Genomic DNA, 20,514 nt, shown 5'->3' with positions numbered 1-20,514 from the left:
ATTCGTGCCTTCGCAGGAACGCCATAAACTAAGTCAACATACCACCATCTACATTAATGGTTTGACCTGTGATATACGCACTTAAATCACTTGCTAAAAACACGCATGCATTGGCCACATCTTCAGGAGTTCCGCCACGTTTTAATGGAATGTTGGCACGCCATCCTTTTACCACATCTTCATTTAATTTTGCCGTCATTTCCGTTTCAATAAAACCAGGAGCGATTACATTGCTTCTAATATTTCTAGAACCAAGCTCTAGAGCAACCGATTTCGAAAAACCAATAATACCTGCTTTGGAAGCCGCATAATTGGTTTGTCCGGCATTTCCTTTCACCCCAACTACAGAGCTCATATTAATAATAGAGCCTTTACGTTGCTTAAGCATTGTTTTTTGAACAGCTTTTGTCATATTAAAAACAGACTTCAAGTTTACTTCAATTACCGTATCGAAATCTTCTTCTGTGATACGCATTAACAGGTTGTCTTTTGTAATCCCTGCATTGTTTACCAAAATATCAATACTTCCAAATGCTGCTACAACATCTTCTGCAAGCTTTTGCGACTCCTCAAAATTGGCGGCATTGCTTTTATACCCTTTCGCCTTAATACCCAAAGCATTCAATTCTTCTTCCAATGCATTAGCAGCTTCTACAGATGAACTATAAGTAAATGCAATATTGGCACCTTGCGCTGCAAACACTTGAGCGATACCTCTTCCTATACCTCTACTTGCTCCGGTAATGATGGCTGTTTTTCCTTCTAGTAATTTCATTTATATAATCAGTTAGTTAAAATAAATTTTAAAAAAGTGTAATTTCAAATATAATAAATCCAAATGGCAACAAATAAAAAAACCTCACAAATTACCGTGAGGTTTTAGATATATATAAGTTATAATTACCCCAGAACTTCGGCTACTTTTTTTCCTATTTCAGCAGGAGAATCTACTACATGTATGCCACAAGCCCGCATGATTTCTTTTTTAGCTTGGGCGGTATCATCGCTACCACCAACTATAGCACCAGCATGTCCCATAGTACGACCTGCAGGAGCTGTTTCACCAGCAATAAATCCAATAATGGGTTTTTTACTTCCACTGGCTTTATACCAATGGGCCGCATCTGCTTCCAATTGTCCACCAATTTCACCAATCATTACTACAGCTTCAGTTTCAGGATCGTTAATCAATAATTCAACCGCTTCTTTTGTTGTAGTACCAATAATAGGGTCTCCACCAATACCTATAGCAGTGGTAATACCCAATCCTTGTTTTACCACTTGGTCGGCAGCTTCATAGGTTAAGGTTCCCGATTTAGAAACAATTCCTATTTTTCCTTTTTTGAACACAAAACCTGGCATGATCCCTACTTTTGCTTCACCTGGTGTAATAACACCTGGGCAGTTAGGACCAATAAGTCTGCAGTCTTTATTTTTAATATAGTTTGCAGCAATTATCATATCTGCTACAGGAATGCCTTCGGTAATGGTAATAATAACCTTAATACCGGCATCGGCAGCTTCCATAATCGCATCGGCTGCAAAAGCTGGTGGTACAAAAATAATAGTAGTATCTGCTCCAACATTCTGGACAGCCTCTAGAACCGTGTTAAAAACGGGTTTATCAAGATGTGTTTGTCCTCCTTTTCCTGGAGTAACACCCCCTACTACGTTCGTGCCGTATTCAATCATTTGACTGGCATGAAAAGTTCCTTCACTACCTGTAAAACCTTGAACTATGATTTTTGAATCTTTGTTTACTAAAACACTCATTTTTGTTATTTTTTTTAAATAAAGATTAACAAAAGTACTTATATTGATTGTACTTCCGTCAAATTTACGGTTTATTTTTTTGATTTTAAAAGTTCAAATAATTGCGGGATTCTTTTAATCATGGCTAACTCTTTTAATTTCACCCTAACGTCTTCCGCCGGACACCCAAAATAGGTTTTTCCGCCCTGAAGTGATTTGCTTACGCCCGATTGTGCTTGAATCACAGCTTTTGCACCAATAGTGATACCACTGGTAATACCCACTTGTCCCCAAATGGTAACATTATCTTCTATAACCACACAACCTGCGATACCCACTTGTGATGCAATTAAGCATTTTTTACCAATAACAGTATCATGGCCTATTTGTACTTGGTTGTCTATTTTACTGCCCTCCCCTATTCTAGTATCTGCACTAACGCCTCTATCAATAGTACATAGTGCGCCTAGATCTACATGGTTTTCAATGACCACGCGCCCACCAGATTTTAATTGATCAAAACCTTCAGGTCTGTTTTTATAATAAAAAGCGCTGCCCCCAAGAACGGTTCCTGAATGAATGGTAACCTGATTGCCTATAATAGTATCATCATAAATACTTACATTGGAATGGATTACGCAGTCATCACCAATAATAACATTATTTCCAATAAAACAATTGGGTTGGATTATCGTATTCTTTCCAATAATAGCAGAATCTGAAATGCCTTGATTGCTCTGCTGAAATGGCTTGAAATACTCGGTGAGTTTATTAAAATCGCGAAACGGGTCGTCACTAATTAATAGCGCTTTGTTTTCAGGACATTCTACTTCCTTATTGATTAAAATGATAGTTGCTGCAGAATTAAGAGCCTTATCATAATATTTGGGATGGTCTACAAAAACAATATCTCCAGATGTTACAACATGTATTTCATTCATGCCCAACACAGGGAAATCATCATCACCGATAAAGCGACAATTGATTAATTCTGCTATTTGTAATAAAGTATAGGGAGTAGAGAATTTCATTTGAAATAAAATTAATAAAAACGTATGAATTGCAAAGGCTAATATGCTGAATTAACAATAGACCTCAATACTTATATGATAAATTTAAAGCCTTTATAGTTTTGAAATGCAAATGCCAGTGGTGTATTTATTCTTTAACACGTTCTTTATAGGTTCCTTTTTCTGTCTCAACTTTTATCTTGTCCCCTTCATTTATAAATAAAGGAACGTTTACAATGGCACCCGTTTCTACAGTTGCAGGTTTGGTCGCATTTGTTGCGGTGTTGCCTTTAATTCCGGGTTCTGTTGCAGTAACTTCTAAAATAACACTTGCAGGCATATCCACAGAAAGTGGCATGTTGTCTTCAGAGTTAATAAGAACTGTAACCACTTCCCCTTCTTTCATTAATTCTGGGCTATCTAAAGCAGCTTCTAAAAGTGTAATTTGAGAATAATCTTCAGTGTTCATAAAATGGAAATATTCCCCATCGTGGTATAAAAACTGAAACTTATGGGTTTCCACACGAACATCGTCTAACTTATGTCCTGCAGAAAATGTATTTTCCAAAACCTTTCCATTGGTTACGCTTTTCATTTTTGTTCTTACAAAAGCAGGGCCTTTACCTGGTTTCACGTGTAAAAATTCTGTAATTTTATAGATGTCATTATTATATCGAATGCACAATCCGTTTCTAATATCTGATGTTGTAGCCATAGGATGCTGTATTTTGTTTTAAAATATGGAACCTGTTGTATTAACAAATTCCATGTGTGTTAATAATGTGTAAAAACTATTTATATCGAAACGATACTAGTTTCTATCTATAGTTTAGTTTGATTTGAAATACCCTTTCATGATACCTCTATGAGAATTTTTGATAAACTGAAGTATTTCGTCCCGTTCGGGTGTCGCTTCCATTTCTGCTTCAATAATCTCTGAGGCTTGTGTGTTATTATAGTTTTTCTGATAGAGGATGCGATAAATATCTTGAATTTCTCTTATTTTATCTGTGGTATAACCACGCCTTCTCAATCCTACAGAGTTAATCCCCACATAAGATAACGGTTCTCTAGCAGCCTTCACATAAGGTGGTACATCTTTTCTAACCAAAGACCCTCCTGTTACAAACGAATGGTTCCCAATAGACACAAATTGGTGTACTGCAGTCATACCGGCCAAAACCACATAATCACCAATGGTTATATGGCCTGCAAGTGTACTGTTGTTCGAAAAAATACAATTATCACCAACAACACAATCGTGCGCAATATGGCAATAGGCCATAATTAAGCAGTTATTGCCTATAACGGTTTTCATTCTATCAGAAGTACCTCTATTTATAGTGACACATTCTCTAATGGTTACATTGTCGCCAATTTCTACCGTAGTATCTTCATCATTATATTTTAGATCTTGTGGTACAGCAGATATTACCGAGCCTGGAAAGATATTACAATTTTTTCCTATTCTGGCACCTTCCATAATAGTAACATTACTACCTATCCATGTGCCCTCTCCAATTATAACATTATTGTGTATGGTTGTAAAGGGTTCTATTACAACATTTTTTGCGATTTTTGCCCCTGGGTGGACATATGCAAGTGGTTGATTCATATTTTATTTTACTTTAGAGATTTGTGCCATGAGCTCTGCTTCTGCACAAAGTTTACCATTTGCATATGCGTAGCCTTGCATGTGGCATATACCACGACGAATAGGTGTTATTAAGGAACACTTAAAAATTAATGTGTCGCCAGGGACTACTTTTTGTTTAAATTTCACTTTATCCATTTTCATGAAAAACGTGAGGTAATTTTCTGGATCTGGAACTGTGTTTAAAACTAAAACACCTCCTGTTTGTGCCATAGCTTCTACTATTAAAACACCAGGCATCACGGGAGCTCCTGGAAAATGGCCTTTAAAAAACTCTTCGTTTATACTAACATTTTTTAAGGCTATAACATGGCTGTCACTAAGCTCAAACACTTTGTCTATTAGTAAAAAAGGCTGCCTGTGTGGCAACATATCCATAATCTGAGTGACGTCCATTAAGGGCGTCTGATTTATATCGATATTAGGAACGTTGTTACGTCTTTCATTTCTTATAAGTTTCGATAGCTTTTTCGCAAACTGTGTGTTTATAAAATGCCCTGGTTTATTGGCAATCACTTTTCCACGAATTCGTGTGCCAACAAGGGCTAAGTCTCCAATAACATCAAGTAGTTTGTGTCTTGCTGCTTCATTGGGGTGGTGCAAGGTTAAATTATCTAAAATACCGTTTGGTTTTACGGCAATAGAGTCCTTTTTAAAAGCAGCTCTTAACTTTTCCATAGTCTCTGTAGACAACGGTTTGTCTACATAAACAATGGCATTATTTAAGTCACCACCTTTTATCAAACCATTTTCCAATAACATTTCAATTTCATGGAGAAAGCTAAAAGTTCGGGAATTGGATATACTTTTCTTAAAATCGGAAATTTGATTCAAGGTAGCATTTTGAGTTCCTAGAACCTTAGTTCCAAAATCTACCATAGTTGTAATCTGGTACTCTTTTGAAGGCATGACGAGTATTTCGCTACCAGATTCCTCGTCGGTATACGAAATAATATCGGTTACTTCGTATTCCTCTCTAAAAGCCTCTTGTTCTTCAATGCCTGCTTTTTCAAGAGCTTCAACAAAAAACTTTGACGACCCGTCCATGATTGGAGGTTCAGATTGATTTAGTTCGATAATAACGTTATCAATATCCAAGCCCACTAAAGCTGCTAACACATGCTCTGAGGTTTGAATAACAACCCCATTTTTTTCTAGGCAAGTGCCGCGTTGGGTATTGGTAACATAATTGGCATCAGCTTCAATCTTTGGTGTGCCTTCTAAATCTATACGCTGAAATACAAATCCTGTATTTTCTTTTGCAGGTTTAAATGTTAAGATTACATTTTTACCTGTATGCAAACCCACACCTGTTAAGGATACATCCTTTTGTATGGTTCTTTGCCTGACATCTGTACTAACTATCGCCATGAATTTTTTTATCTAAATCATTAATATCTTTAACAATCTTTGGTAGGTTTTTAAAATGGACATAAGACTTGTTATAATCACTTAGCGCTATGGCTGGAGAACCTTGTAAGGTTTCATTATCCTTTACATTTCTGCCAATTCCCGATTGCGCTTGTATTTTTACATTATTGCCTATAGTTATATGTCCTACGATACCTACCTGTCCACCAATCATACAGTTTTCACCAATTTTAGTTGACCCCGCAATTCCTGTTTGTGAGGCAATGACTGTGTTTTTACCTATTTCAACATTATGGGCTATTTGTATGTGATTATCCAGCTTAACACCACTTTTTATTATAGTAGACCCCATTGTGGCCCTATCTATAGTTGTTGCGGCACCAATATCTACAAAATCTTCGATAATAACATTACCAATTTGTGGAATTTTTTTGTATTCACCATTATCGCTTAGCGCAAAGCCAAATCCATCGGCCCCTATAATAACGCCAGAATTGATAACACAATCGCTGCCTATTACGGTTTCAGAGTAGATTTTAACCCCTGCAAAAACAACAGTATTATCACCAATTACAACATTGTCTCCAATGTAAGAATTGGGAAAAATCTTAACATTACGCCCTAACTTCACCTTTTCTCCTAAATATGAAAAGGCTCCTAAATAAACGCCCTCGCCATATGTAGCCGTTTTAGAAATAAACGAAGGCTCTTCTATTCCAAATTTATTGAGCTTCACTAAATTATAATATTCTAGAATTTTAGAAAAAGCCAAATAAGCGTCATCCACTTTAATTAAAGTGGTGCTTACTTTCGCGTCTGGTTTAAACTCTTTATTGACTATTGCAATAGATGCTTTTGTAGAATACAAATATGCATTATACTTAGGGTTTGCCAAGAAAGTTATAGACCCCTCCGACCCCTCATCTATTTTAGATAATTTATACACTTCAATATCAGGGTTGCCCTCAATATCACCATCTAATATACCTGCTATTTGCTGTGCTGTAAATTTCACACTTAAAAAAGGTTGTTTTTATGTTGTTGCAAAAATAGGAAAAATGTACTAAAGTTTTTCATGTACTTGTGTTTATTGCATTTTCTTACTGGTCGCCCCACATAACCAAGCTGTTAAAAATAATTTTTTATTGATTCTTTGGATAGCAAATATAATGTTTGGTAATGGGCTTAGATAATGCTTTAAGGTTTAAATGATCGGATGCTTTAACAATATCCTCAATTTTCCCTGATTTATGTAAAATGTTTATGTTTTGTTTATCTGTTTCGTAAGCTTGGTTTGAAATGCTTCCGGTAAACACAAAGTAAGCTGCCTCTGCGTCGGTTATATTGTGTTTATTTTTAAAAATTTCTTTACGGGTTTTTAAAACCTCTTCTTTTATTTTCTTTTTTTTCATCTTGATTTTAAGCAAATTTCTATTGATAATCATCGCGCACAGATTACTTAACACAAAATCGTCATGATATTGCCAGGCTTTCATGGCAGAAACAATATCGTAATCATCTAATTCTGAAAATATTTTTAAGGTACTATCATTAAAGTCTTTAAATGCAATTTTATTTTCTAAAAAAAACTGAAGTGGCTTACTTGCGCCTAAAATAGCTCCATTAATAGTGAGTTCTTTAGCTCTTTTTAAAACCCGAATAAGCAATTGCTCTGCCACCAAACCTGTTTTGTGCAAATACACCTGCCAATACATTAAACGTCTTGCGATAATAAATTTTTCGACGCTATAAATCCCTTTTTCTTCAACGACCAAGGCATCGTCCACAACGTTTAGCATCGTAATTAACCGTTCACTATTAATGTTTCCCTCTGCAACGCCAGTATAAAAACTATCTCGTTTTAAATAATCTGCTCGATCCATGTCCAATTGTCCAGAGATGAGCTGGCACATAAATAATCTGGGGTATTCTCCTTTAAAAATCTTAATGGCTAGCGTTAAACTTCCGTTAAATTCTTCATTTAAACGCTCCATAAACAATAACGAAATTTGCTCATGCGAAACATTATTTACAATGCTATGTTCCATAGCGTGAGAGAAAGGTCCATGACCTATATCGTGTAATAAGATAGCCATGTATAAAGCTTCTTCTTCTTCTACAGAAATGGCAACTGCCTTAAAACGAAGTACATTCACTACCTTTTGCATTAAGTGTACACAGCCTATAGCATGATGGAACCGAGTATGGTTAGCGCCAGGATATACCAAATGCGACATGCCCATTTGTGTGATTCTGCGCAGTCTTTGAAAATACCTATGCTGGATTAAATCGAAAATAAGCGTGTTTGGGATAGTAATAAATCCGTAAATTGGGTCGTTTAATATTTTAAGTTTATTCAAGTGTCGATTTTTAGCTTTAAAGAGTTACAAATATATAAAGATGGCCATAAGCTTTAATAAAATCGCCCCATTAATTATAAATTGGGCCTATTACTTATAATTTTACAAAAATTAAAAAAATGACTAAAATAAAAATACTTTGGGTAGACGATGAAATCGATTTGTTAAAACCCCACATTTTATTTCTTGAGAAAAAAAACTACGATGTCACTACTTGTAATAGTGGAACAGAGGCTGTTGACATTCTAGAGGATCATACTTTCGATATTGTTTTTTTAGATGAAAATATGCCAGGGCTAACGGGCTTAGAAACTTTAAACGAAATTAAGGAAAAACAAGATAACCTTCCAGTGGTAATGATTACCAAAAGCGAAGAAGAATATATTATGGAAGAGGCCATTGGCAATAAAATAGCCGATTACCTTATAAAACCAGTAAATCCCAACCAGATTCTACTAAGTTTAAAGAAAAATTTAGATCATTCTAGGTTGATTTCTGAAAAAACCACCTCGAATTACCAACAGGAATTCCGAAAAATAGCGATGGATCTGGCTATGGTAAACTCCTATGAGGAATGGGTTAGCCTTTATCAAAAACTTATTTATTGGGAAATACAATTAGAGGCTATAGAAGATGTGGGCATGTTTGAAATATTAGAATCTCAAAAAGTAGAGGCTAACACCCAATTTGGAAAATATATCGATAAAAATTATACACAATGGTTTAATCAGAAAACTGAGGCTCCCATCATGTCCCACACCCTTTTTAAGGAGAAAATTGCGCCACAACTAAGTAAAGAACAACCCACCTTATTGGTAGTGATAGACAACTTGCGTTATGACCAATGGAAAGTTTTTGAACCCATAATAAGTAATTATTATAAAAAGGAAAGTGAAATCGGCTTTTTTAGTATCCTACCTACAGCGACCCAGTATGCGAGAAATGCTATTTTTTCTGGGTTGATGCCGAGCGATATGGAAAAATTATTTCCTGAATATTGGAAAAACGATACCGATGAAGGTGGCAAAAACCTTTTTGAAGCCGAGTTCTTAGACACTCAAATGAAGCGCTTAAACCTTAGTCACCTAAGTTATGAGTACCATAAGATAACCAATCTTAAAGGCGGCAAAAAATTGCTAGAGAATTTTAATGCTTTGAAAAGTAACGACCTTACTGCCGTTGTCTTTAATTTTGTAGATATGCTGTCCCATTCCAAAACCGAAATGGAAGTAGTGAAAGAACTGGCATCCAATGATAAGGCTTACCGCTCTTTGGCCCTAAGCTGGTTTAAAAACTCTCCGCTTTTAGAAATGATCCATCAAGCACAACTTGCGGGCTTTAAACTTATATTAACGACAGACCACGGGACTATAAATGTAAAAAACCCCTCTAAAGTTGTTGGAGATAGAGACACAAGCTTAAACTTACGATACAAGACCGGTAGAAGCCTTACCTATGAAGCGAAAGATGTTTTGGTGGCAAAGAATCCTAAAGATATTCATTTACCTACTATTAATATGAGTAGCTCGTTTATTTTTGCAAAAAGCGATTTGTTTTTTGCTTATCCCAACAATTACAATCATTATGTGAGTTATTTTAGAAACACTTATCAACATGGAGGCGTTTCTCTTGAAGAAATGATCATCCCTTTTGTAGTATTAAACCCTAGATAATCTATATAATACAGAAAACACCGATAAAGCGTTTGTTTTTTTGTGTCTTTCAGTTTTAATTGCTAATTTTGGTATCAAAATTTTATCGTTGGAAATAAAATATACTTTAAACAATGTAGACCATGTTGCAAAACAATTGGTTGAAAGTGTAAAATCAAAAACCATTTTGATTTATGGAGATATGGGTGCTGGTAAAACCACACTTATTAAAGCTATAGTAAAAGCTTTGGGAAGTGATGATGGGGTTAGCAGTCCTACCTTTTCAATAGTAAATGAATATGAAATAAATAAAGGAATGGTGTACCATTTTGATTTGTATAGAATCCCTCTTTTAGAAGATGCCTATAATTTTGGTATTGAGGACTATATTTATTCAAAAGAATGGTGCATTATAGAATGGCCCCAAGTCATTGAAAGTATATTGCCAGAGCCTTTTGATAGAATAGATTTGGAAATAAACCCCGATAATTCGAGGACTTTAAAACTGAATTTAAAAACGAATTTAACCAAAAAAAAAATTGAGTTGTAACAGATAGTTACTTATATATACATGATCGAAAATTGTTTTTTACGGTAAACCCACAGCTAAAAAATTAAAAAACACGGTTTTTAACACTTTTTTAACATATTGGCATCATTTGGAATTTAGCCTTCATTTATATTTGGGATATTAATTAATCTTAAAACCCTTTAAAATGAAAACAAAAAAGTATTTAATTGCAATTGCAATCTTCGGTGGTATCATGTTTACAGCTCAAACAATAAATGCTTATAGCACAGATGGAGCAACAACAGTCAAAGTTGACAAAAGAAAAATTAAGATTTAAGAATGTAGTTGTAGGTAGTGTTTTTGCTACACTAATTGCTATAACACCCTACTTGTTCTATTTACATGAAAGTGTTCCAGATACAAAAGACTGGAACACTTTTTTATTCTCCTATAACAGTGGCTACTATGATAGCTCGAAAGTTGCCATGTGGGTTCTAACGGGTAAAATAATACCTTTGTATTTAATGTTTTTATGGTTCTTTACTTGCCGTCATTGGTGGTATCACGCCTTGTTGGTTCCTATTGCCATGTATTCTTATCAAATATTCGAGGTAATATCTAAAGAAGATGAAATTATTTTCGATTCTAATCAATTGATTTATCTACTTCCTATTATGGCTATTATTATACCTTCTATTTACTTAATTAGAGCAAAACTGTTCAATAGTATTAATGAGGTCAATAAATCTATGCAAGAATTGGAAGATGAGTTTAAAATAACCCCAAAAGGCTTTTGGAAAAAAATAACCCGTTACTTCTAGTTGGTATCTTTTTTACTTTGTAATCTATTACGTTCTTCAGACTGGGTTTCTTTTACAGTTCTTTTTAGTTTTGTATTACCAAACTTATAATTAAAACCAAGTGTAAATAACCTGTTTTCAATTCTGGATTTTAAAAACACATCCTGATTTAAATACTTGGTTGTTTGATTATAATTTTGAGTATTAAAAATATCGGTAACCCCCATGCTTATAGACCCTTTGTTGTTCCATATGGTTTTTCTTATATGAATATCCAAAGCCAATCGGTCGCTAATTATAGAAGGCCCATCGGCAAACGGCGATATATATAGAAAAGAGACATCAGCAGTTAAACTGCTATCTTTTAAAAAGGTAAAATAATTTACTATTTCAGCATAAACAGACCATTTATCATTTTTTTCTAAAACTCCGCCAGATTCTAAAGCAAAGAATTGGTTTTCATAGTAAAATAAAGAAGAAAGTAGATAAAGATTCCAACGATTTGCAAGTTGTGTATAGGTTGTAAAATCCAATCCATATGAAATACTGGTATCTATATTTGTATTTATATATTTTAAAAAAGTATTGTTATTGTCCTGAAATACGATTTCCAATGTAGGGTCCTTTTCGAAACGATAATACAGTTCAAAAGTATGTTTTTTATTAAAGGTATAACCCAATGTCAACACATCATCAATTTGTGGCTTTAATTTAGGATCCCCTTGCACATAGACGTTATCATTTAAAAAGAACTTAAAAGGATTTAACTCTTCGTAACGTGGCCTGTATATACGACGATTATATTGGAAGTAAGCCGTGTTCTTATCATTTAACTTATAAAGAAAATGCAATGATGGAAAAAATTTAAAATAGTCTTGGGTATTCTCCTGATTAATGGATAAAGATTGACTTGTAATGCTTGTGTATTCCAACCTTAAACCCGTTTTTAAGCTCCATGTATCGGTTTCACTGGAATAACTAGAATAGGCCGCGTAATTACCTTCATCATATAAAAAAGTATCAGAATTTTGCGTATCCTCTTCTTTTTCATCATTATTAAAAACCATTTGTTTAATAATGCTTTTAGAATTAATTTTTGAGATTTTTAAGCCTGCTTCAAACTGTGTAGAATTATTAATAGGCAACTCGTAATCCAGTTGTCCGGTATATAATTTTATTTTCTGACTGGAGAAGGTTTCAAAAAAATTATCCCTAAAAGAAATGATGTTATTAGGAAAAAAATACCCTGTCTCTACATTTTGAAAACTGGATAAATCATAATTTGTATAATGTACACTAGAAGAAATCTTTTCACCTTCCCTATCCATTTTATGGATATAATCTAAGGTAAAACCTAAATTCACACCTTCATTTACCGATTTATTTACAGTTCTAAAAGTAGAATCTATTATACCCATAGGGCTATAGACCTCTGTTAAAGAATTAACGTCGGTTTTTGAATTTCGCCGAGGTTGAAGAAGCATGTTGGTGGATAAGCTAATCGTATTTTTTTTATCTAAATCAAAATCAATACTTGCGCTAATATTGTGGTTGGACGCTTCTATGGTTTTATTGTAATTCGTTTCCCAACTAGAAACAAGATCATCATTATTGTCTATAAAATTTATATACTCCGTATTATTTTTGTAATCTTTTTTAGGGCTTATGCTATAGTTAAAATAAGTGTTTAGTTTTTTTGTTTTAAAGAAATGGCTGGTTCCGAAGGCATATTTCGCATATTTGCTTCCATATTTATAATTCCCAAAAACAGTTCCATTATAACCGGTAATTAAGTTTTTTTTAGTTATAATATTAAGAACAGCACCTCCCTCAGCTTCATATTTTGCAGGTGGATTTGTAATAACTTCAATAGATTTTATATTGCTTGCAGACGTTCCCTCTAAGAGTTGTAACACTTCCGTAGAAGATAAATGAATTCTCTTATCATTGATATAAACTGTAGGAACACCATTTTTAACCATTATTTTATCGTCGTTGATCATAACGCCTGGCGTATACTTTAAGATATCCAAAACATTATTATCCGACAGGGTTGAATTTTCAACATTAAAAACCAAGCGATCCACCAAGCGCTTTATTGTTGGGCGTTTTGCGACTATGGTAACCCCCTCAAGCTCCTCGGTAAGATCTTCGAGTATAATGGGCTCAAGATTTACATCTTTTGCAAGAAGCATTGTTTTTTTATAGGATTTAAAGCCTAAATAGCTTATTATCATAAGATAAGAACCCGGCTTTACGTTTTTTAAAGTAAAAAAACCATTATCTTCAGATATGGTTCCAGAAACAATAGAAGCGTTTTCATCATGTAGAATAATATTGGCATATGCAATAGAGCCATTGTCTTTATCTAGTAGCGTGCCGGTTACAGTAATGTTCTGCCCATAGCCACACAATGCGCATAGAAATAAAAAGGATATAAGAAGTTTTACTACCATAAAAGTTAATAGTGACTACAAATTTAACATAATTTATTAGAATACATTTGAGGAAAACCTCAATTATTTTAATAAGATATTTCTTTCGTGTATCATAAGGTGTATTAAAAAAGAATTAGAAACCCATATAGGCTATTGTATATGTGCTATTTAGCTCTTTTTTGAGAAAAGGAAACTAAAAAAATATTTGTAATTAGTTTTTAAAACATTCAAAAAAATATTTGTAATTTGAAATTTATTTCATAAACGAAAAACATGTTAAAACCTCTGTCTCCTTTTACAAAGCAGCAGCTATTGCCACAAGAAGAAACACTTGAGATTTTTAAACGTAAAGGAGAGCTCTTTATTGGGATCCCTAAAGAAACGGCCTATCAAGAAAAGCGCGTTTGTTTAACACCAGATGCAGTTTCTGCCATTGTAAGCAATGGCCATAAAGTATTACTAGAGTCTGGTGCAGGAAACGGTGCTAACTTTAGTGATAAAGATTATAGTGAAGCAGGTGCAGAAATCACAAAAGATACAGAACGGGTTTTTTCTTGTCCTATGATCCTTAAGGTCGAACCTCCAAGTTTAGAACAAATAAAGCTTATCAATCCGCAGACCATTTTAATTTCGGCTTTACAAATTAAGACCCAAAATAAAATGTACTTTGAAGCTTTAGCCGCCAAAAGAATTACGGCATTGGCCTTTGAGTATATAAGGGAAGAAGATGGGGCTTATCCTGCCGTACGATCTTTAAGTGAAATTGCAGGAACCGCTTCCGTTTTAGTGGCCGCAGAATTAATATCCAACAGCAGTAAGGATGGAAACGGTATTATGTTTGGAAACATTAGTGGCGTTCCTCCTGTAGAAGTGGTAATCATTGGGGCAGGAACGGTTGGCGAGTTTGCGGCACGAAGTGCCATTGGCTTAGGGGCAAATGTTAAAATATTCGACAACTCCATTTCAAAATTACGGCGAATCCAGACCAATTTAGGACAAACTCTTTTCACATCTACTATCCAGCCAAAAAATCTGTTAAAAGCCTTAAAACGTTGCGATGTGGTTATTGGCGCAGTAAGAGGTGATAATCGGTCTCCTGTTGTAGTAACAGAACTCATGGTTCAAAACATGAAAAAAGGCTCGGTAATTGTAGATGTAAGCATCGATATGGGAGGCTGTTTTGAAACCAGTGAAGTAACCTCTCACCGAACACCAACCTTTATAAAGCACGGCGTTATACATTATTGTGTTCCGAATATACCTGCGAGATACTCGCGAACAGCTTCAGTATCCATCAGTAATATTTTCACCCCTTATCTGTTAAAAATAGCGGAAGATGGCGGTATAGAAAATTCACTTCGTTTCGACAGAGGTTTGAGAAATGGTTTGTACTTTTACCACGGAATTTTAACCAGTAAACCTGTTGCAAAATGGTTTAATTTAGAGTATAGCGACATTAATTTGCTTATATTTTAATATAAAGTGACCATTTTGTACAACCTAAACATTTTAAATGAAATTAATACAGCGTATCGGCTATTACCTTGTGGGATTTTCTCTAGGGTTAGTCGTATTGGCCTTTTTCTTTAATGGTAAGAAAACATCTTGTAGTTATGGCCCAGAAGCTCGGGTGCTTAAAAATATCAATCTAAAAACATTAGCCTATAGTACTACAGCTTTACGCACTATGGAACAAGAACACATAGACACGGTTACGGTTAAAGAAATCCTACTTAAGGGGGACATCAATTTTAATAATGACAAAAGTGATTCTCGAAAAAAACCTTGTGGTACATATTATATTGAAGAAGATTTTAAAGACAAAACGATAGCGCTTTTAGTAGAAAATTGTGATAGCACTGCTACCCTACTCGATTTGTATATCGAATAAAGCAAAATCATGATTAAAAGAGCTTTCGATTTTATTTTTTCACTGCTAGGCATTGTTTTTTTACTTCCTTTGCTTTTAATTATAGCCATAATCATTAAAATAGATTCTAAAGGTCCTGTTTTATACGTTCAAAATCGTGTGGGGAAAAATAATAAGGATTTTGATATTTTTAAATTCAGAACGATGTATTTAAAGTCTGAATCTGATGGTTTGCTCACTTTAGGGAATAATGACACCCGTATTACCAAAATGGGCTATTTTTTAAGGCGCTATAAAATTGATGAGTTTCCGCAACTTTTAAATATATTGAAAGGCGATATGAGCTTTGTAGGGCCTCGACCAGACCTAAAAATATATGTAAACCAGTATAAGCCGGACGATTATGTTGTTCTAAGTCTTAGACCAGGGATTACGGGTTTAGCCTCCATCCATTATAGAAATGAAGTAGAGCTTTTAAAAACTGCTGAAGATCCCGAAGAGTATTATATAAAAACCATCATTCCAGATAAATTAAAGTATAATAAAATCTACTTAGAAAAGCATAATCTCCTTTTTGACATAAAGCTTATTTTTATTACGATATTTAAGGTTTTGTTTAAGTAGAAGCCACGCGTAACCCTATGCTATTATAATAAAAGAAGAAGATAGTGCATGCTATATTATCATTTTATATAAAAACTTCTTAATTTCACAGCTTTAAATTTTTTAATGAAACCTATGGATTCTTTTGCAGCAAACGATTGTATGATTCATTTTAATGAAGCCTGTTACACTTCTATAAACGAGCATCTTAAAAACAATAATTTTTCTAACATCTACATATTAGTAGATAACAATACGCATACGTATTGCTTACCTCCTTTTCTAGAAAAACTGGAAACCACCAGCACTATCGAGATTATTGAAATTGAGGAGGGTGAAATCAATAAAACCATTGAAACATGCGTGGGTGTCTGGAATGCCTTGTCAGAGCTAGATGCAGATAGAAAAAGTCTCCTTATCAATATAGGAGGGGGTGTTATAACAGATTTAGGCGGTTTCGTAGCCTCTACTTTTAAAAGAGGTATTGCTTACATAAATGTTCCAACAACACTTTTGGCTATGGTCGATGCGTCGGTTGGCGGCAAAACGGGGGTCGATTTAGGGCATTTAAAAAACCAAGTAGGGGTTATTACCACGCCACATATGGTATTGGTAGACACCTCTTTTTTAGATACTTTACCAAAAATTCAAATGAAATCGGGCTTAGCAGAAATGCTTAAGCATGGTTTAATTACTGGGGAATCGTATTGGAATCAATTTAAAGACCTTTCAAAATTAAAGCTTACAGACTTAGATCGCTTGATTTACGAGTCTATTATCATTAAAAAAAATGTAATAGAACAAGACCCTTACGAAGCTAACGTAAGAAAAACTTTAAATTTTGGCCATACTTTAGGGCATGCCATCGAATCCTACTTTTTAAGTAGCACAGATAAAACCACTTTGCTTCATGGTGAAGCGATTGCAATAGGTATGATCCTGGAGTGTTTTATTTCATCAGAACTGATGGGCTTCCCACTGGACACCACGAAAGATATTAAAAATATATTCCAAGCGTATTATGGGAAAGTAGCGATTAAGGAATCAGAGTATGATACTATAATGGAACTGCTTAAGTACGATAAAAAGAATGAGCATGGCAATATCAACTTTGTGCTTTTAGAAGCTATTGGGGTGCCTAAAATTGACTGCCTTGTAGATGATGCTCTTATTTACAAAGCATTTGAGTTTTATAAAGCTTAATTTATAACTATTAAGGAAGCCCTGAGTGGTTTAATAGGATACTTTAATACCAATTTTTAACTCTTAAAAACCATTTGTAAAGTGTCTTAGTTAATTTTAATCCTAATTAGGGTCATAATTTTAAATTTAAGCCTTTTTAAAACTTAATTTACTGTTCAAATTTTTGGAGCATGCCAGCTATTTACATGCCATTATCATATATATAATGGTATCCAATCTACAAATTCAATTTTTGAGCTTATAATAATTCACTAAAAATAAGCTTATGCTTATCTTCGCGCGATGTGGATGTATTTAGGGCTTTTAGCCGCGCTTTTTTTAGGATTACATAATTTATGTAAAAAACATGCCGTACAAGGAAATGAGGTTTTCCCTGTGCTTTTAGGAACTATTGGCTCCGGCTTTATATTTATTTTACCCTTCTTTTTTACCTCTGTATTTTTTCCCGAATACAGTAAAACGACAGGGTTTTATATCACGGAAATTCCTTGGGAAGTTCATGGTTTTATTTTTATAAAATCGGCTATTATGGCAGCATCTTGGGTTTTGGCGTACCAAGCGTTAAAGCATTTACCCATAACCATTGTAACCCCTATCCGGTCTGCTGGACCGTTCTTTACCTTTATTGGTGCCATTTTTATTTATAACGAAAGACCAAACCTTCTGCAATGGCTTGGTTTTTTTGTCATTCTTTTTTCGATGTTGCTCTACTCTAAAATAGGCAAGAAAGAAGGCATTAATTTTAAAAGCAACAAATGGATTTTTGCTATCATTGCGGCCACATTTTTAGGAGCTTCCAGTGGTTTATATGATAAGTTTCTTATTCAGTATTTAGATTTAAATCCGCAAACCTTAATTTTTTGGTTTAGTTTTTATGTTATTGCTATTTTACTCGTTATTTTATCAATAAGCTGGTTTCCTCATGCTGAAAAACGAAAGGCCTTTAAATGGCGTTGGAGTATTCCTGCCGTGGGAATCCTGTTGCAAGCTGCTGATTATTTTTACTTTAAAGCATTGCAAGATCCTGATGCTTTGATCATGTTGCTTTCTGCTATTAAAAGAAGTCAGCTTTTAATTGCCGTGGTGGTTGGCGGACTCCTTTTTAAAGAACATAATAAGCGAAAAAAACTAGTTCCTTTATGTGGTATTTTATTAGGCGTATTTTTGATTTTGTATTCGTAATAACCTAAATTTAAAAAAAAATATTAATATAAAACAAAACCCATGCATACTCCTATCCAAACCATACGCGTTAAAGATTTAGACGGCGTATCTGTTGATTTAATGCAGAAATATAAAGATCAAATATTACTGATTATTATTTATAATAATGATTGTTTGGGCTGTACGGGAAGAGCAATTCCTTTGGCTTATGAGTTGCAGCAAACCTATCCCACTATTCAAGTACTTGGCATACATGCCGATTTTAATAATCGAGAAGGGACCAAAGCGTCTATTAAGGCTGTTTTTACAAGTGGCGATGTTCCGTTTCCTATTTACATAGACGAGCATCATCAAGTTTACGATCAATTTAATGCTGAAGGTACACCCCAATGGCTATTAATTTCAGAAGAAGGCAAATTGTTTCGTTCTATTTTTGGCTCACAAGACAATGCACAAAACCGATTGTATTATGCCATTGAAAACCTTATAGAAACTAGAAAAGACTAATATACTAACGCTTTAAACACTAAAAAACCATCTAAACCCTATATGTTTTAGATGGTTTTTTAATGCCAGTACATTGACTCTTGGCCTAAGCAAAAAATCAAGCTTCGCCTCTGGCAGGGTAGGATTTATTAATAACAAAATCAAGAGATTTCAAAATATCCTCAATAGCGGGTCGTGCAAAAGGCATGGTTTGAATGGATGAGGCATATAAAGTTCTATCGGGACGTATTAAAAATAGTGCCGGTTCAACAAATTGGTCTGGCTCTTCTTTTATACCTTTAGAGATATAAAGACCCCAGTCTCTTGCTTCTTCAATGGGAAAATCATAACCTAGGGCTAAATCGTCGATAGCCCAATCTTCGAAAGTCGCTTTAGCTCGTGCTTCAGAATCTGCACTTATGGCTATCACATGAACGCCTTTTTTAGTAAAGTCTGTTAAATGGTTTTGGATGGTTTGTAAGTACTCTTTACATACAGGACAGTGCTTGCCCCGATACACCACCAACATGGTAAAGTGTTCTGGGTTTTGGTCGCTTAGCTTCCAAGTTGTACCGTTTACTAACTTAATATCAAGGTCTGGTGTTTTGGTTCTCGGTTTAATCATAAGATGTTTTTTTAAATTTATAATGGATTGCAATTACATAACATATAAGCACCATTGTGTTATATCCTATTTTTAGGAATTAGAATTAAAACCTAATGTTGATAGAGAATAAACAGATAGAAGGTTAATTGTGATTTTTATATATCCTTGTCATTCTATTCAAAACTTTCAAAAGAAAGCTCTCATTTTAATACGATAATTGGGACTTTAAATAATTTTCAAATTCTATTTTATACTGATGATGAATGTGCTATTCAACAGCTCTCAACGCTTCTTCTATAGGCGTTTCGCCTTGGAGTATTTCAAAAGTGGCCGTATTAGCTATGTCATCATGCAGGGCATGTACTAACGCTTGGGCAACATCATCACGCGTAATCTCTCCTGATTTAGATAATGATTTTGCCCACTGGATCCTCCCTTTACCTTTATCATTATTAAGTGTTCCTGGTCTTATAATGGTATAATTTAGTTTTGAGGCTTTTAAAAATGTATCGGCATTGTGTTTGGCTTTGAGGTAATCTTGAAGTTGTTCACTTTGCTCTGGGCGGTCTGCTCCCATGGAACTCAACATTATAAATTTTTTAACATGTGCTTGTTCTGATGCGCTTATCATCTTTTTTGCCCCCTCTTGATCGACAGCTTTCACCTTCTTACCTCCCGAGCCTGCAGCAAAAATCACCTTGTCTACATGCTTAACTGTATGTGTTACATCTTGCTCTAAATCGGCTAAAACAGTTTCAATACCTTGTGCTTTAAATGCCTCTTGTTGCTTTTCATCTCTTATCATCGCTATCGGCTCAAAATGCGACGACGCTTTTATTAGATTTACAATTTTATGTCCTGTGGTTCCTGCGGCACCCACTATTAATACGCGTTCCATATGCTTTGTTTTTTCACAAAGTAGGCATAGCCCATAAAAGCTTTTAACTGCAAAAAATAAAAAAATAACACATTGAAAAAATAGGGTGCTAAGGGGTTGCTTTTAGAGCAATATTTTAAAAAATATGTTATCAAT

The 20,514-nt window shown here is 34.5% G+C and carries 21 protein-coding genes; 10 read left to right on the top strand and 11 right to left on the bottom strand.

All coding sequences use genetic code 11. From position 1 onward, the window contains the following. Positions 1–28: 28 nt before the first annotated feature. The 8 genes from fabG to ACFFU9_RS13135 form a co-directional block, all read right to left on the bottom strand. Positions 29–775, bottom strand: coding sequence for a 3-oxoacyl-[acyl-carrier-protein] reductase (gene fabG, locus ACFFU9_RS13170; RefSeq protein ID WP_379861936.1), 747 nt, complete (start codon positions 773–775; stop codon positions 29–31). 125 nt (positions 776–900) lie between these two features. Then, positions 901–1,773 carry a succinate--CoA ligase subunit alpha gene (gene sucD / locus ACFFU9_RS13165; RefSeq protein ID WP_379861935.1) on the bottom strand — a complete coding sequence of 291 codons (873 nt, stop codon included), beginning with the start codon at positions 1,771–1,773 and terminating at the stop codon, positions 901–903. A 71-nt stretch (positions 1,774–1,844) separates the two neighbouring features. Next, positions 1,845–2,783, bottom strand: a complete 939-nt coding sequence (locus tag ACFFU9_RS13160) for a UDP-3-O-(3-hydroxymyristoyl)glucosamine N-acyltransferase (RefSeq protein ID WP_379861934.1) — start codon at positions 2,781–2,783, stop codon at positions 1,845–1,847. Positions 2,784–2,910: 127 nt separating this feature from the next. Further along, a complete protein-coding gene (gene efp, locus ACFFU9_RS13155; RefSeq protein WP_379861933.1) occupies positions 2,911–3,477 on the bottom strand; it encodes an elongation factor P in 567 nt (188 codons plus the stop codon). A gap of 114 nt (positions 3,478–3,591) precedes the next feature. Beyond that, positions 3,592–4,377, bottom strand: a complete 786-nt coding sequence (lpxA, locus tag ACFFU9_RS13150) for an acyl-ACP--UDP-N-acetylglucosamine O-acyltransferase (protein ID WP_379861932.1) — start codon at positions 4,375–4,377, stop codon at positions 3,592–3,594. Between the two features lie 3 nt (positions 4,378–4,380). Then, positions 4,381–5,787, bottom strand: a complete 1,407-nt coding sequence (locus tag ACFFU9_RS13145; RefSeq protein ID WP_379861931.1) for a bifunctional UDP-3-O-[3-hydroxymyristoyl] N-acetylglucosamine deacetylase/3-hydroxyacyl-ACP dehydratase — start codon at positions 5,785–5,787, stop codon at positions 4,381–4,383. Continuing rightward, a complete protein-coding gene (lpxD, locus tag ACFFU9_RS13140; RefSeq protein ID WP_379861930.1) occupies positions 5,774–6,802 on the bottom strand; it encodes a UDP-3-O-(3-hydroxymyristoyl)glucosamine N-acyltransferase in 1,029 nt (342 codons plus the stop codon). Before lpxD ends, ACFFU9_RS13145 begins: the two co-directional genes overlap by 14 nt. Positions 6,803–6,929: 127 nt before the next feature. Then, complete coding sequence (locus ACFFU9_RS13135; RefSeq protein WP_379861929.1) at positions 6,930–8,147, bottom strand: HD domain-containing protein; 1,218 nt, start codon at positions 8,145–8,147, stop codon at positions 6,930–6,932. A gap of 119 nt (positions 8,148–8,266) precedes the next feature. Here ACFFU9_RS13135 and porX point away from each other — a divergent pair, with 119 nt between their 5' ends. From porX to ACFFU9_RS13115, 4 genes are all read left to right on the top strand, one after another. After that, positions 8,267–9,820, top strand: coding sequence for a T9SS response regulator signal transducer PorX (gene porX, locus ACFFU9_RS13130; RefSeq protein ID WP_379861928.1), 1,554 nt, complete (start codon positions 8,267–8,269; stop codon positions 9,818–9,820). An 88-nt stretch (positions 9,821–9,908) separates the two neighbouring features. Next, the gene (tsaE, locus tag ACFFU9_RS13125) at positions 9,909–10,349 is read left to right on the top strand and encodes a tRNA (adenosine(37)-N6)-threonylcarbamoyltransferase complex ATPase subunit type 1 TsaE (RefSeq protein WP_379861927.1); all 441 of its coding nucleotides are present in this window, start codon (positions 9,909–9,911) and stop codon (positions 10,347–10,349) included. Positions 10,350–10,515: 166 nt separating this feature from the next. Then, positions 10,516–10,647, top strand: a complete 132-nt coding sequence (locus tag ACFFU9_RS13120; protein WP_379861926.1) for a hypothetical protein — start codon at positions 10,516–10,518, stop codon at positions 10,645–10,647. Beyond that, on the top strand, positions 10,622–11,131 hold the full coding sequence (locus ACFFU9_RS13115; protein ID WP_379861925.1) for a hypothetical protein: 510 nt from the start codon (positions 10,622–10,624) through the stop codon (positions 11,129–11,131). Before ACFFU9_RS13120 ends, ACFFU9_RS13115 begins: the two co-directional genes overlap by 26 nt. Here ACFFU9_RS13115 and ACFFU9_RS13110 read toward each other — a convergent pair. Then, positions 11,128–13,566: an outer membrane beta-barrel protein gene (locus tag ACFFU9_RS13110; RefSeq protein WP_379861924.1), complete on the bottom strand. Its 2,439-nt coding sequence runs from the start codon at positions 13,564–13,566 to the stop codon at positions 11,128–11,130. The genes ACFFU9_RS13115 and ACFFU9_RS13110 overlap by 4 nt on opposite strands. Before the next feature lie 255 nt (positions 13,567–13,821). On the opposite strand from ACFFU9_RS13110, the gene ACFFU9_RS13105 reads away from it, so the two are divergent. From ACFFU9_RS13105 to ACFFU9_RS13080, 6 genes are all read left to right on the top strand, one after another. Then, positions 13,822–15,024, top strand: a complete 1,203-nt coding sequence (locus tag ACFFU9_RS13105) for an alanine dehydrogenase (RefSeq protein WP_379861923.1) — start codon at positions 13,822–13,824, stop codon at positions 15,022–15,024. 37 nt (positions 15,025–15,061) lie between these two features. Next, a complete protein-coding gene (locus tag ACFFU9_RS13100; RefSeq protein ID WP_379861922.1) occupies positions 15,062–15,439 on the top strand; it encodes a DUF4258 domain-containing protein in 378 nt (125 codons plus the stop codon). A 9-nt stretch (positions 15,440–15,448) separates the two neighbouring features. Next, positions 15,449–16,042: a sugar transferase gene (locus ACFFU9_RS13095; protein ID WP_379861921.1), complete on the top strand. Its 594-nt coding sequence runs from the start codon at positions 15,449–15,451 to the stop codon at positions 16,040–16,042. A gap of 114 nt (positions 16,043–16,156) precedes the next feature. Continuing rightward, positions 16,157–17,224, top strand: a complete 1,068-nt coding sequence (aroB, locus tag ACFFU9_RS13090) for a 3-dehydroquinate synthase (protein ID WP_379861968.1) — start codon at positions 16,157–16,159, stop codon at positions 17,222–17,224. A gap of 282 nt (positions 17,225–17,506) precedes the next feature. Beyond that, a complete protein-coding gene (locus ACFFU9_RS13085) occupies positions 17,507–18,406 on the top strand; it encodes an EamA family transporter (RefSeq protein ID WP_379861920.1) in 900 nt (299 codons plus the stop codon). Between the two features lie 42 nt (positions 18,407–18,448). Then, positions 18,449–18,895 (top strand): TlpA family protein disulfide reductase, encoded by a 447-nt coding sequence (locus tag ACFFU9_RS13080; RefSeq protein ID WP_379861919.1) that lies wholly within the window; start codon positions 18,449–18,451, stop codon positions 18,893–18,895. A gap of 97 nt (positions 18,896–18,992) precedes the next feature. Here ACFFU9_RS13080 and ACFFU9_RS13075 read toward each other — a convergent pair whose 3' ends face one another. Together ACFFU9_RS13075 and ACFFU9_RS13070 are read right to left on the bottom strand one after the other, a co-directional pair. Then, the gene (locus ACFFU9_RS13075; protein ID WP_379861918.1) at positions 18,993–19,499 is read right to left on the bottom strand and encodes a peroxiredoxin-like family protein; all 507 of its coding nucleotides are present in this window, start codon (positions 19,497–19,499) and stop codon (positions 18,993–18,995) included. 250 nt (positions 19,500–19,749) lie between these two features. Further along, positions 19,750–20,379, bottom strand: coding sequence for an SDR family oxidoreductase (locus tag ACFFU9_RS13070; protein WP_379861917.1), 630 nt, complete (start codon positions 20,377–20,379; stop codon positions 19,750–19,752). Positions 20,380–20,514 lie beyond the last annotated feature (135 nt).

Source organism: Mariniflexile ostreae (assembly GCF_042427585.1).
Taxonomy (GTDB): Bacteria; Bacteroidota; Bacteroidia; order Flavobacteriales; family Flavobacteriaceae; genus Pseudalgibacter; species Pseudalgibacter ostreae.
This window is presented reverse-complemented; position numbering and strand designations above follow the sequence as displayed.